Source organism: Roseateles flavus (assembly GCF_039872765.1).
In the GTDB taxonomy this organism is placed as follows: Bacteria; Pseudomonadota; Gammaproteobacteria; order Burkholderiales; family Burkholderiaceae_C; genus Roseateles_B; species Roseateles_B flavus.
The window spans coordinates 67701-80431 of the sequence record NZ_JBDPZC010000008.1; the positions used below are offsets into that span (position 1 = coordinate 67701).

Below are 12731 nucleotides of genomic sequence, written 5' to 3' on the forward strand. Positions count from 1 at the left end.
TCATGCCGTGAGCGACCCTCGCATGAGGGATGGTTCCACCCGCGCTGCTGGAAAACGCCGTTGTGCGCTGCGGCATGATGCGGCACATTGCTGCCGTCAAACGTTTGGCGCCGTCGAGGCTGGAGTGTCAAACGCCTGTCGAATGCATCTGTCATAAAGCGGCCTGCCACGGTGCAGCCGCAGGGCCGGGGAGGCTCGCTCAGGAACTGAGCCAGGGCGGGGTCGAGATCACATGAGGGACTGTATGAATCGTTGCCGCCGCCCGCGCCCCGGGCGTGGGTTCACCTTGCTGGAGTTGCTGGTGGTGATGGTCATCATCGGCCTGCTGGCGGGCTATGTGGGGCCGCGCTTCTTCGGGCAGATCGGCAAGTCCGAGGTCAAGGTGGCGCGCGCGCAGCTGGACGCCCTGCAGAAGGCCCTGGACCAGTACCGCATCGACACCGGCCACTACCCCTCCGCCGAGCAGGGCCTGCAGGCCCTGCGTGAGAAGCCCATGGACGAAGCTCGCTGGGCCGGCCCCTACCTGGCCAAAGCCGTCCCCAAGGACCCGTGGGGCCAGGCCTACCAGTACAAGGCACCCGGCGATCACGGCGAGTACGACCTGCTCTCCTTCGGCCATGACGGCCGGCCCGGCGGCGAAGGCGAGGACGCCGACATCACCAGCTGGTGATCGCCGGCCCGTTCCTGCCCATTGCGTACCATGCCCGACTACATCGTCCGCTACCAGCCTGAGCAGGCCGGCCTGCAGCAGGCCCGCCTGCAGGCACCGGACCGCCAGGCCCTCGCCGGGCTGCTGGGCGTGAGCCCGCAGCGCATCCTGTCGGTGCAGGAGGTGGAGGAGGCCCCGGCCCCGACCTCGTCGGTTCGCGGCAAACGTTTCCCCCTGCAGCTCTTCAGTCAGGAGCTGGCGGTGCTGCTGGGTGCGGGCGTGTCCCTGGTCGAGGCCCTGGAGACCCTCAGCGAGAAGGAGGCGCAGCCCGCGGTGCGCGCCGCGCTGGAGAGCGTGGTGCACGCGCTGAAGGCCGGCCAGCCGCTCAGCGCGGCCCTGCGTGCCCAGCCCCAGGCCTTTGACGAGCTGATCTGCGCCCTGGTCGCTGCCAACGAGCGCAGCGGCCAGCTGGCGCCGGCCCTGGCCCAGCACGCGCGCTACCTGGCCTGGGTGCAGCAGCTGCGCGATCGCCTGGTGGCCGCCTGCGTCTACCCGGCCCTGCTGCTGGGCGTGGGCTCGGCGGTGATCCTCTTCCTGCTGCTCTTCGTGCTGCCTCGTTTTGCCGGCATCCTGGACGGCCTGGGCTCGGACCTGCCCTGGGGCTCCCTGGCCCTGCTGCGCTTCGGGCGCTTCGCGGGCGAGCACCCCCTGGCCGTGGCCCTGAGCCTGGGCGGCGCGCTGCTGTCGGCGGTCCTGGCCCTGCGCTCGGCGCCGGTGCGGGCGGCGCTGCAGGCCCGTCTGTGGACCCTGCCCGCCATCGGCCCGCGGCTGCGCGTGCTGGCCCTGGCCCGCTTCTATCGCAGCCTGGCCATGCTGCTGGCCGCGGGCGTGCCGGCCCTGCAGGCCCTGAAGATCGTGCAGCCCCTGATGGCCCTGCCCTGGCAGGACGCCGTCGCCCGCCTGGCAACGGCCGTGGGCGAGGGCCAGCGCTTCTCCGAAGCCCTGGAGGCGCAAGGCCTGGCCACGCCCGTGGCACGCCGCATGGTGCGCGTGGGCGAGCGCAGCGGCGAACTCGCCGCCATGCTGGAGCGCGCCGCTGCCTTCCACGACGAGGAAGCCGTGCGCCTCACCGACTTCCTCAGCCGCGCCCTCAACCCCGCCCTCATGCTGGTGATGGGCGTCCTCATCGGCGGCATCATCGTCCTGATGTACCTCCCCATCTTCCAACTGGTGGAGCAGGTGCAATGACGGCCGTCCACCTTCACGACTGCCTGCCCGCCGACCAAGGCCCCTGGCAGCTGGACTTCGAACGCTGGCCGCAGGCGCAGGCCCAGCGCTGGCGTGCGGTGCTGGCCCAGGGCGGAGCCGCGCAGCTGGTGCTGCTGGCCGATCGCGAGCCCGATGTGCTGCTGCTGCAGAGCGTCGAGGCCCGCCTGCAGGCCGCGGTGGACTGGCAGCGCTGCGAGCCCGCGGCCCTGGCGCATTGGCTGGGCAGCGGCGAGGCCGACTTCCGCGCACTCGCCGAGGTGGACGAGGGCCTCGCGCCGGGCGAGGCCGGCGCTGCGGCGGTGGAGGAGCTCTCGGCCCTGTCGCTGTCCGAGGCGGCCTCGCCGGCCGTGCGCCTGCTCAATGCCACGCTCTTCGATGCCCTGCAGGACGGCGCCAGCGATGTCCACATCGAGTGCACGGCCCGCGGCGCGCAGATCCGCTTTCGCATCGACGGCGTGATGGCGCCGGTGCGCCAGGTCGAGGGTGCGGCCCTGGCCGAGCAGCTGGTCTCGCGCCTCAAGGTGATGGCCGAGCTGGACATCGGCGAGCGCCGCGTGCCGCAGGACGGCCGCTTCAAGCTGCGCCACGCGGGCCGCGAGATCGACTTCCGCCTCTCCATCATGCCCAGCGTCTTCGGCGAGGACGCGGTGGTGCGCCTGCTGGACCGCGCCCGCATCGAGCAGGACCAGGGCGCCCTGAGCCTCGATGCCCTGGGCTTCGACGAGGCCGAGCGCGCCGCCTTGCGCCTGCAGGCCCGCCAGCCCCACGGCATGCTGCTGGTGACCGGGCCCACGGGCTCGGGCAAGACCACCACGCTCTACGCCACGCTGACCGAGATCCACACCGGCCAGGACAAGATCATCACCATCGAAGACCCCGTGGAGTACCAACTGCCCGGCGTGGTGCAGATCCCCGTGAACGAGAAGAAGGGTCTGACCTTCTCGCGCGGCCTGCGCTCCATCCTGCGTCACGACCCGGACCGCGTGATGGTGGGCGAGATCCGTGACGCCGAGACCGCCCAGATCGCCGTGCAGGCCGCGCTCACCGGCCACCTGGTCTTCTCCACCGTCCATGCCAACAACGCCTTTGACGTCATCGGCCGCTTCATGCACATGGGCCTGGACCTCTACAACGTGGTGTCCGCCCTCAACGCCGTGCTGGCGCAGCGCCTCATGCGGCTGAACTGCCGCCACTGTGCGGCGCCCGTCACGGTGGACCCTGCGCAGCTCGCGCGCCATGGCCTGCAGGCCGGCGCCCACCGCTTCATGAAGGGCGAGGGCTGCGGCCACTGCCGCGGCACCGGCTATCGCGGCCGCCGCGCCGTGGCCGAGCTGCTGCGGCTGGACGATGGCCTGCGCGACCTGATCGCCAGCCGCGCACCGATGTCGCAGATCAAGGAGGCCGCGCGCAGTCGCGGCATGAAGCCCCTGCGCCAGCAGGCCCTGGCGGCCGTGTGCCGCGGCGAGAGCACGTTCGAGGAGCTGGATCGTGTCACCCTCGATGAATGAGGCGCGCCGCGAGGCGGTGGCGAACGCGCTGGGCCGCTGGCCCTTGCGTGGCGCCGAGCCCCGGTCGCTGTGGCTGGATGCCCAGGGCCTGGCCGATGCGGACGGGCACCGGATCGCCGACGCCGAGCTGCCCGCATCCGGTCTGGACCTGCTGCTGTCCGAGCACCTGCTGACGCCCCTGGTGGCCGAGGCCGGGCTGGACCTGCCGGGCGCCGAAGACATCCGCCAGCATGCCGCGCACTTGCTGGGGCATTACCACGGACCTCAGGCGCAGGGCTGGCCGCTGGCACCCTGGAGCCAGGGCCACGGGGCGCTGCGGCGCTGTGGCGCCTGGGCCCTGTCCTGCGCCGGGTCCGGCGAGCGCTGGACGGCCTTGCAGGCGCACCTGCGCAGCGCACGGCCGGCCTCGCTGGCCTGCCTGGAGGCCTGCCGGCGCCAGGAGCCCGGCTGGGCGCGGGCGCCGTATGCCGCGCTGGCCTGGGTGGAATCGGGTCTGCTGTGCTGGCTGGAGTTGCAGGCCGGCGTGCTGCAGTCGGTGCGTCACCTGCGCCTGGCCGAACCGACGCCGGAGGCGCTGTGCCGGCGTCTGCAGCCGCTGCTGGCCCGTCTGCCGGCGGGCAGCGAGACCCTGCTGGCGGGCTGCGGGCTGTCGGCGCCGCTGGGCCCGCCACCGACGGGCGTGCGTGTCCTGGGCAGCCCGGAGGCCCTGGCGGCCGCAAGACCTGACCCCTTGCTGTGGGCATGGCCTGCCCCCGCGCCCCGCGAGGCCTCAGGTGACTTCCGGCCTCCCGTGCAGCCCCTCGCCCGCTGGCGCTGGCCCCTGCTGGGCGTGGCCGTGCTGTGCCTGGGCCTGGCGGCGCAGGAGGCCTGGCAGGCCCACGCGCAGCGGCAGTTTGCCCAGGACAGCGTCAGCCGCCTGCAGGCGCGGCAGGCCTCCCCCGCACCGCGGGTCGACCGGGGAGCCAAGGCGGGCACGGCTGAGCCCAAGGCCCTGCTGGAGGCCCGCCAGTCCCTGCACCTGCCGTGGCCCGTCCTGCTCGCCCAGGTCGAGGCCGCGGCGCTGGACGAGCAGCAACGCCCGCGCGTGGCCTGGCTGGGTCTGGACCTGCAGGCGGCTCGCGCCGAAGTCCGCCTCGAAGGTCAGGCCGAGGACCGCAGCCAGATCCTGGCGGTGGCCGATGCCCTGGCCCGCCTGCCAGGCTGGACCGAGGTGCTGCCCGCCGCCATCCAGGCGGAGGAGGGCGGCCGGCCCGGCCTGCGCTTCAGCCTCCAGGCACGGCTGGCGCCGGCGCTGGCGGCCGAGGCGGGAATGCCGGTGGGCGCGGCGGCATCGGCCGCCTCCATGCCGGGAGGCCTGCCATGACGCGCCGGATCCTGCCATGGCAAGACCTGACCCCCGCGGGCCTGCGCCGCCGGACCCACCCGCTGCGCCAGGCCCTGGGTGCGCTCGGCTGGCCTGGCGCCCTGGCCGGGCTGTGCCTGCTCGGCGCTGCCGTGCTCGCCCTGCATCTGACCCCGCGCTGGCAGTCCGAGGCCGAGGAGCTGGCCGTGCAGCAGGCCGCCCTGCGCCGCGGCCTGCGGGCCTCGGCGGTCCTGCCCGCAGCGGGCGCGCAGACGCCTGCCGCCCTTCTCGCCGCCTTGCCGCCCTCGGCTGAGCGCCAGCAGCGTCTGGCGGACCTGCTGGAGATCGGCCTGCGCCTGGGTCTGGTGCAGCAGCGCAGCGAACAGCGGCTCGGCGTGGATGCCGACACCGGCCTCGAGCGCCTGCGCATCAGCATGCCCGTGCAGGGCAGCTACGCCCAGCTGCGCCACTACCTGGGCGCGGCCCTGGCCCATGACCCGGCCCTGAGCCTGGACAGCCTGCATCTGCGCCGCGCGCAACGTGAATCGCAGGATCTGCAGGCCGAGCTGGTCTGGACCCTGCACAGCCGTCGCGAGAGAGGAGCCCGGCCATGAGCCCCGCATCCCGCGCCGGCAGCGTGCTGTCCCGTCGCCACTGGATCCTGGCCCTCGCCCTGGGCGCGACGGTGGCCGCTTGCATGTGGGCCGCCCAGCTGCCGGACGCCGACTCTGCCGAGCTGGCGGAGGCCCGCCCTGCACGCAGGCCGCTGCCCGCGGCGGCGCCTGCCACCGCGCAGCCAGTGCACTGGACCCCGGCGCCTCGCCAGCCCTGGCCTGAGGCCGAGCCCGCCGCGCTGGCCGCCTGGCAGCCGGCCTTGCCGCCGCCGGTCCAGCCGCCGCAGCCGCACCAGGTCCAGCCCGCCCCACCGCCCCCGCAGGCACCGCCCTTCCCCTACCAGCTGATCGGGCGTCTCGTGCAGGCCGGCCGGGTGCAGGCCCTGCTGGGTTCCGAGCAGCGCAGCCTGGCGGTGCAGGCGGGCGACACCATCGACGGTCAATGGCGCGTCCAGGCCATTGGCGATGATTCCCTGGAGCTGCTGTGGCTGCCCGGCCCGCTGCCTCAGACGCTCCGACTCAAACCTCTGTGAGTGCCATGTCCCCTGCTCGGTGCCGCGCGGCCGTCCGCGCCCTTCCCGGTGTCCTGTCCCTCTCCCTGCTGCTGAGCCTGGCCGGACTGCAGGGCTGCGCCAACCCTGCCCTGCGCGAGGCCGACGAGCTGCTGCGCGCCAACCAGCTGGGCCAGGCCGATGCCGTGCTCAGCGGCGCGCTGAAGGCCGCCCCGCAAGACCCGGCCCTGCGCAGCGCGCAGCTGCGGGTGCGGGAGCAGCGGGTGTCACGCTGGCTGGTGCAGATCGAGGGCCTTCGCGCCGCCCAGCGCTGGGACGAGGCCCAGGCCCTGCTCGAGCAGCTCCTGCAGCTGGAGCCGCAGAACCCGCGGGCCCAGGCCCTGGCCGTGGAGCTGCCGCGTGGCCGCCGCCATGAGCAGCGTCTGCAGGAAGCACGCCTGCAGTTCAAGGCGGGCCGCCCGGGCATGGCTGATGCACTGCTGCGCGAGATCCTGGCCGAGAACCCCCTGCATGCCGGCGCCCGCCAGCTGCAGAACCAGATCGCACAGGCCAGGCCGCTGGAGTCCGGCGCCCAGGAGCTGGGCCCGGCCTTCCAGGTGCCGGTGACGCTGGAGTTCCGCGACGCGCCACTGCGCCAGATCTTCGAGGCCCTGAGCCGCAGCAGCCAGGTCAACTTCGTCTTCGACCGCGATGTGCGCACCGACGCCCGCGCCAGCCTCTTCCTGCGCAATGTCACCCTGGACGAAGCCATGCGCGTGCTGCTGTCCACCCAGCAGCTGGACCGCAAGCTGCTCAACGAGCACTCGGTGCTGATCTACCCCAACAGCCAGGCCAAGCAGCGCGAGCACCAGGAGCTGATCACCCGCACCCTCTACCTCAGCAATGCCGATGTGAAGCAGGTGCAGAACCTGGTGCGCACCATCGCCAAGGTGCGCGATCTCCACATCGACGAGCGCCTCAACCTCCTGGTGGTGCGCGATACGCCGGAGGTGGTCCGCCTCGTGGAGAAGCTGATCGCCTCGGTGGACCTGCCCGAGCCCGAGGTCATGCTGGACGTGGAGGTGATGGAGGTCGGCTCCGACCAGGTCGAGGCCCTGGGCCTGCAGTGGCCGGATCAGCTGCAGTACGGTCTCGTGGGCGCCGACGGCAAGATGGGCGGCACCGTGCTGCTGGGCCAGCGCAGCGAGTTCCGCGGGGCCATCGCCAACCCGGCCCTGGTGGCCACGCTGCGGGGCACGGCGGGGCAGGTCCGGCTGCTGGCCAATCCCAAGATCCGGGTGCGCAATCGCGAGAAGGCCAAGGTCCAGATCGGCCAGAAGCTGCCGGTCTTCACCACGACGACCAACTTCACCGGCACGACCTCGGTGGCGGCCTCGGTCAGCTACCTCGACGTGGGCCTGAAGCTGGACGTGGAGCCCACCATCCAGCTCGATGGGGACGTCATCATCCGCATGGGCCTGGAGGTCAGCAATGTGATCAAGGAGATGGTGGGGCCGGGCGGCACCACGGCCTACGCCACGGGCACCCGCAATGCCGCCACCACGCTGCGCCTCAACGACGGCGAGACCCAGGTGCTGGCCGGGCTGATCAACGACGAGGACCGCAGCGCCGCGCAGGGCGTGCCGGGGCTCTCGCGCCTGCCGCTGCTGGGCCGGCTCTTCGGCGTCACCACGGACACGCGCAACAAGACCGAGGTGGTGCTGCTGATCACGCCGCGCATCATGCGCAATGTGCCCCTGCCCGATGTGCGGCTCACCCAGCTGCCCGCGGGCACGGACGCCTCGCCGGGCGCCTTCAGCAGCCTGCTGCGGCCGGCGGCGCCCGCTGCAGTGCCCGCGCCCATCCTTTCCGTGCCGGGTGCGCCCGCGGCGCCCGCTGACACCACCGTCGCGCCCGGATCCCTGCCACCCGCGGGCGAGCCCGTGCTGCTGCAGCTGGAGGTCACGCCCGAGGTGGTGCCGGATGGCACGGTGTCGGTGGTCCTGCGCCAGGCCAGCGCAATGAATGTGCGGGGCACCCTGCGCTTTGATCCGACCCTGCTGCAGCCGGTGTCGGCCCAGGCCGGCGCAGCGCCGGGCCAGCTGCCCTTCGAGCTGGCGCCGGGATCGGCCCAGGCCCTGCTGCTGCGCGCGCTGCCGGCGGCGCAGGGGCAGATCGTGTCCCTGCAGCTGGAGGGCCTCGCGGCCAGCAATGCGCAGGGGCAGGTCTTGCCTGTGCAGGTCGAGGGCGGCACGCAGGTGCGTGTCGAGGCGGCGCGCTGAGGCCATGGCAGCGATGGGCCTGCGTCGATCCGGTCCGGCCAGGCGGCGCCTGCGCGGCTTCACGTTGATCGAGATGCTGGTGGTGCTGGCCCTGGTCGGCCTGCTGGCCGCGGCGGCGCGGCCGGTGCTGGAGTTCAGCGTGCGGCGTAGCCAGGAGTTCGCCCTGCGCGAGGCCCTGCGCCAGATCCGCACCGCCCTGGATGCCTACAAGCGCGCGGCCGATGAAGGCCGCATCGCCCGCCAGGTGGATGACAGCGGCTATCCGCCCGATCTGCAGGCCCTGGTGCGCGGCGTGCCGGACATCAAGTCGCCCAATGGCCGCAAGCTCTACTTCCTGCGCCGCCTGCCGCGTGATCCCTTTGCGCCGGGCGATGTCGCCGCGGAAGACGGCTGGGCCCTGCGCGCCGCCGACAGCGGCCCGCAGGAGCGTCGCGCCGGCCGCGACGTGTTCGACGTCCACTCCCGCTCCGAGCGCCGCGCGCTGGACGGCAGCCTCTACAAGGACTGGTGATGGGGCCCGTGATGCGCCGCCGCGGATTCACCCTGATCGAGCTGCTGGTGGTGATGAGCATCGTCGCCCTGCTGGCCTCCATCGTCGCTCCGCGCTACTTCAACAGCCTGCAGCGCGGCCGCGAGGTGGCCCTGCGCCAGACCCTGGCCACGGTGCGCGACGCCATCGACCAGTTCGCGGCGGACAAGGGCCGCTACCCCGACTCGCTGGACGAGCTGGTGAGCGCCCGCTACCTGCGCCAGTGGCCGGAGGATCCGGTCAGCGGTCAGCGCGAGGGCTGGCAGTTCCAGGCTCCGCCGGCCGATGCGGGCGTCAGCGGCGCCCTTTACGACCTGCACAGCGGCGCGCCGGGCGCGGCGATGGACGGCACGGCCTATGCGGACTGGTGAGCCCTTGGGTGAGCGCGGGGGTGGGCGGTCGCAGCGGGGCTTCGGCTACCTGGGCCTGCTCTTCTTCATCGCCCTCACGGCCGCGGCGCTGGGGGCGCTGGGCCAGCGCTGGAGCACCGCGGCCCAGCGCGAGCGCGAGCGCGAGCTGGTGTTCCGCGGCCAGGCCATCGTGCGCGCCATCGAGAGCTATGCCGCCGCCACACCGCAGCGGCCGGCCTATCCGCAGCGCCTGGAGGAACTCGTCGAGGACCGCCGCAGCCTGCGGCCCCGCCATCACCTGCGCCAGCTCTACGCCGATCCCTTCACCGGCGAGGCGGACTGGGAGCTGATTCCCGCACCGGGCCCCGCGCCCGGCATCCTGGGCGTGCGCAGCCGCTCGTCGCGGCCGCTGCTGATGAACCGGGGGCCGGACGGGCAGCCGGTGGAGCGGGCCAGCGGCCTGCAGTTCATGGCGCAGCCCTTGCCGGGGCCCCTGCCGACGCCCTGATTCGCCTGCGAGCGGCGGCTGCGCACCTATGATCGCGGCCGCGTCAAGAAGAACAGGGAGAAGGACATGAGTGGGAAGGGAACGTTGGCCGTGGGCCTGGCCTTGGTGGCCGGCGTGGTGCTGTGGTCGGGGCGATTCGGCATCGATGCAAGCTGGCCCCTCAGCAACCGCCAGAAGGCGCGGCTGGCCTCGGTGCAGGAGGGCGAGGTGCTCATGTACTGCAGCGAGAGTTGCCCGGCCTGCGATGACGCCCGGGCATGGCTGGACCGCCACCGGGTGAACTACAGCGCCTGCAATGTCGAGGACGATGAGCTCTGCGCCACGCAGGCGCAGGCGCTGGGCGTGGAGTCCACGCCCACCTTCGTGCTGCGGCAGGGTCCGCAGCCTCGCCAGCTGGTCGGATGGGATCCCTCGGACTTCATGGCGGCACTGGGCGACTGAGCCGCACTCCCGCAGCGCTGGCGGCGACCCGGGACCCGAGGCCAGGCATGAAAAAGGCGCGAGTCCCGCAGGATCTCGCGCCTTGAAGGCTGCCGGCACCGGGAGGTGCCGGAGCGCGTGGCTTACCAGCCGATATCGCGCAGCAGATGGAAGGTCAGGTCCTTCGGCGACTGCAGGATGGTCGTCAGGTCGGCGTTGATGAAGGGCTCCATCAGCTGGTTCGGGAAGGCGCTGGTGTCGTAATGGGACACCGAGGAACCCGAGGCGAAGGGATTGGGCGTGTACAGGTAGGGGCGACCCATCAGGTCGGCACCAGCGTACTGGCTCATGTCCAGACCCAGCGTGATGTACAGGCCGGAGCGCGTACGGGTGCGGGCCTTCATCGCGTCCTTCAGGGCCAGACCGTCGACCTTGCTGATGCGGGCGGAGGGGATGGTGATGGTGTTGTCGGCACCACCCAGGCCCGGAGGCGGGTTGTCGTTGGCGTTGTCCACCACCAGCACGGCCTTGGCACCGGCCAGCTGGGCGTTCTTGACCTTCACGGTGAAGGAGCAGACGCCGCGGTCCACCAGGGCGATCTTGCCGGCCACGGCCAGCTTGTTGGCCGCGCTCAGCGGATCGCAGGCCAGGCCGGTGACGCCGTCGGCCTGGTCGACCACGGGCATCACCTCGGCGCTCAGGCCGGTGGCGGTGATCTGCGGGCCGAAGGCGGCGGTGCCGATGGCCAGGGCGCGCGTCAGGCTGGACGGGGCGGTGATCTTGGCCGAGGGCGTGCCCAGGGCCAGGACTTCCGGCACCTTGGCGCCGACTTCAGCACCGGTCCACACCAGACGGCGGCCGTTGGTGGCGGAGGTGACGCGCTCGCTGGCGGTCATCTGCGTCCACTTCTTGCCGGTCACGTTGTCCAGCAGGAAGTGATCCCAGGCGGAGGGATAGCCAGCCAGCAGGGCGCCGGTGTTGCCGCGGGTGAAGGTGGCGAAGCCCAGGCCGTGGCCCAGCTCGTGCAGCAGCGTGGCGACGAAGTTGATCTGGCCGCCGGTATTGCCGTCCAGGCCCAGGTAGAAGCCGGAGCCAGCCAGGCAGTCGGGCTTGCCCAGGTTGATGTTGAACTGGGTCTTGATGTCGACATTGCCGTAGCCGCTGCCGTCATCGGGCTGGCCTTCGGACTGGTTGACGCCCGAGATCTTGTTGGCCAGGGCCTGGGGATACCAGGTGTTGGCCTTGGGAGCGCCCGCGAAATCGCGCCAGATGTTCCAGGCGCTGGCGCTGCCCAGCACGGCCGAGGAGGCCGAGCAGGTCAGGGGTTCCCAGCCAGCGCTGACGGTGATGACCACGTCGCTGGTGAGCTGCTTTTCCCAGATGTCGGCCACGTAGCGGTAGACGTTCCAGCGCTGTTCGCCCAGGGTGGTGCCGGGGTTGCCGCCCACGGGGGCGACGGGGGTGGGGTCATTGAAGCCCACGCCGACGGCATCACGGTTCTGGATCTGGATGGTGGCTGCCTGTGCGGCACCGAAGGCCAGCAGCAGGGAGGCCGCCAGCGGCTTGATGAAGTGCTTGCTCATGACGGGGTTCACTCCTTGTTGGCGGACTTGGCCACGGGGCCCTTGACGATGGCCTCGGCCTGCTCCTGGCCCTGCACGCAGGTGCTGGACAGGCTGCCGTCGGCATTGCGGGTCACGACGGAGTAGCTGACGTTCTCGGGGCCGGGGCGGAAGCCGAAGGCGCCGCGCGAGTTCATGCGCTCGGCCTGCACGGGTGCCACGGACAGGGCACGCAGGCGCGAGGACTTGGCGGCCTGGGCCTTGGCCTGCAGCGCGGCCGCCTCGTCGGCGGTGGGGGCGCGCAGCTCGCCGGTGACGGCGTCGCGCACGGCGATCATGCCGTCGGCGCCTTCAGTGACGCTGGTGCTGGCGACGGCCTTGGCCTCGGCCTTGGCATGCTCTTCACAGGTGGTGCAGGCCAGGGCGGTGCCGCTGAGCAGCAGGCCGCTGGCCAGAGCGATCAGGGATTGGCTCTTCATGATGTGTTCTCCTCTTGTGGGGGCTCAGGCCTTGCGACGGCGCTGGGCCACGGCGGCACCGACCAGACCCAGGGCGATCAGGGCGTAGCTGGCGGGCTCGGGGACGCTGCTGACACTCAGGCTGTCCAGCGCGATGTCATTGGCGCTGGCGCCGTCGCCCTTGTAGACGAAGGCCAGGCGGCCGGTGCCGGCGCCCAGGCCGCCGACGTTCAGGACGTAATGGGTCCAGCCGTCGGGTGCGCCATTGGGTTCGGCGTCAGGGTTGATCTGCAGCAGCAGCTTGTCGAAGCTGCTCAGGTTGCTGTCGCTGCCGTTCGTGCTCAGGCGCACGTCCAGCTGGTCGATCCAGCCGGACACAGCCTCTTCGGTGCGGGCATAGAAGCTCAGCTGCAGGTTGGTGGACAGGCTGAAGGTCTTGGTGATCAGCCAGTTCTCGATCTTGCCCGGCAAGGCCAGGGAACCGTTGATGCTGCTGGTGAAGTTGGCCGTGGCGTAGCTGTTGTCGGCGCCGGCCTGGGCGGTGTAGATGCCGCCGGAGCCCTGCAGCCACTTGTTCTGCGGATTCAGGCTGTTGTTGGTGAACACCCAACCCTGGGCCGCCAGGCCGCCGACATTGTCAAAACCCTCGGACAGCAGTGTGCCTGCCTGGGCGCTGGCCATGGCGGCCGACAGGGCCAGGACCGAAAGAACTTGCTTGCGCATGGGAAACCCTCCAAATACGGAATCGA

The 12731-nt window shown here is 71.9% G+C and carries 14 protein-coding genes; 11 read left to right on the forward strand and 3 right to left on the reverse strand.

Annotation, left to right across the window (positions count from 1 at the left end; all coding sequences use genetic code 11):
* Window positions 1-244 precede the first annotated feature (244 nt).
* The 11 genes from gspG to ABDJ40_RS17070 all read left to right on the forward strand — a co-directional run bounded on the left by gspG (window position 245) and on the right by ABDJ40_RS17070 (window position 9983).
* Window positions 245-670: a type II secretion system major pseudopilin GspG gene (gspG, locus tag ABDJ40_RS17020; protein WP_347611562.1), complete on the forward strand. Its 426-nt coding sequence runs from the start codon at window positions 245-247 to the stop codon at window positions 668-670.
* A 30-nt stretch (window positions 671-700) separates the two neighbouring features.
* A complete protein-coding gene (locus ABDJ40_RS17025; RefSeq protein ID WP_347611563.1) occupies window positions 701-1897 on the forward strand; it encodes a type II secretion system F family protein in 1197 nt (398 codons plus the stop codon).
* The gene (locus tag ABDJ40_RS17030) at window positions 1894-3426 is read left to right on the forward strand and encodes a GspE/PulE family protein (protein ID WP_347611564.1); all 1533 of its coding nucleotides are present in this window, start codon (window positions 1894-1896) and stop codon (window positions 3424-3426) included. The genes ABDJ40_RS17025 and ABDJ40_RS17030 overlap by 4 nt, the downstream gene beginning before the upstream one ends.
* Window positions 3407-4789: a hypothetical protein gene (locus ABDJ40_RS17035; RefSeq protein ID WP_347611565.1), complete on the forward strand. Its 1383-nt coding sequence runs from the start codon at window positions 3407-3409 to the stop codon at window positions 4787-4789. The genes ABDJ40_RS17030 and ABDJ40_RS17035 overlap by 20 nt, the downstream gene beginning before the upstream one ends.
* A complete protein-coding gene (locus ABDJ40_RS17040) occupies window positions 4786-5382 on the forward strand; it encodes a GspMb/PilO family protein (protein ID WP_347611566.1) in 597 nt (198 codons plus the stop codon). Before ABDJ40_RS17035 ends, ABDJ40_RS17040 begins: the two co-directional genes overlap by 4 nt.
* On the forward strand, window positions 5379-5915 hold the full coding sequence (locus ABDJ40_RS17045; RefSeq protein WP_347611567.1) for a hypothetical protein: 537 nt from the start codon (window positions 5379-5381) through the stop codon (window positions 5913-5915). Before ABDJ40_RS17040 ends, ABDJ40_RS17045 begins: the two co-directional genes overlap by 4 nt.
* 5 nt (window positions 5916-5920) lie before the next feature.
* Entirely contained in the window at window positions 5921-8155 is a 2235-nt protein-coding gene (locus tag ABDJ40_RS17050; protein WP_347611568.1) for a secretin N-terminal domain-containing protein, read from the forward strand.
* Between the two features lie 13 nt (window positions 8156-8168).
* Window positions 8169-8666 (forward strand): type II secretion system protein, encoded by a 498-nt coding sequence (locus tag ABDJ40_RS17055; RefSeq protein WP_347611569.1) that lies wholly within the window; start codon window positions 8169-8171, stop codon window positions 8664-8666.
* Between the two features lie 11 nt (window positions 8667-8677).
* The gene (locus ABDJ40_RS17060) at window positions 8678-9055 is read left to right on the forward strand and encodes a type II secretion system protein (protein ID WP_269630890.1); all 378 of its coding nucleotides are present in this window, start codon (window positions 8678-8680) and stop codon (window positions 9053-9055) included.
* A gap of 4 nt (window positions 9056-9059) precedes the next feature.
* Window positions 9060-9542, forward strand: a complete 483-nt coding sequence (locus ABDJ40_RS17065; RefSeq protein ID WP_347611570.1) for a type II secretion system protein — start codon at window positions 9060-9062, stop codon at window positions 9540-9542.
* A 66-nt stretch (window positions 9543-9608) separates the two neighbouring features.
* Window positions 9609-9983 (forward strand): glutaredoxin family protein, encoded by a 375-nt coding sequence (locus ABDJ40_RS17070; protein ID WP_347611571.1) that lies wholly within the window; start codon window positions 9609-9611, stop codon window positions 9981-9983.
* Window positions 9984-10105: 122 nt separating this feature from the next.
* Here ABDJ40_RS17070 and ABDJ40_RS17075 read toward each other — a convergent pair whose 3' ends face one another.
* The 3 genes from ABDJ40_RS17075 to ABDJ40_RS17085 are packed head-to-tail and all read right to left on the reverse strand — an operon-like array spanning window position 10106 to window position 12705.
* A complete protein-coding gene (locus ABDJ40_RS17075; RefSeq protein WP_347611572.1) occupies window positions 10106-11545 on the reverse strand; it encodes a PA domain-containing protein in 1440 nt (479 codons plus the stop codon).
* An 8-nt stretch (window positions 11546-11553) separates the two neighbouring features.
* Window positions 11554-12003 carry a post-PEP-CTERM-1 domain-containing protein gene (locus tag ABDJ40_RS17080; RefSeq protein WP_347611573.1) on the reverse strand — a complete coding sequence of 150 codons (450 nt, stop codon included), beginning with the start codon at window positions 12001-12003 and terminating at the stop codon, window positions 11554-11556.
* 24 nt (window positions 12004-12027) lie between these two features.
* Window positions 12028-12705, reverse strand: a complete 678-nt coding sequence (locus tag ABDJ40_RS17085; RefSeq protein ID WP_347611574.1) for a choice-of-anchor J family PEP-CTERM protein — start codon at window positions 12703-12705, stop codon at window positions 12028-12030.
* Window positions 12706-12731 lie beyond the last annotated feature (26 nt).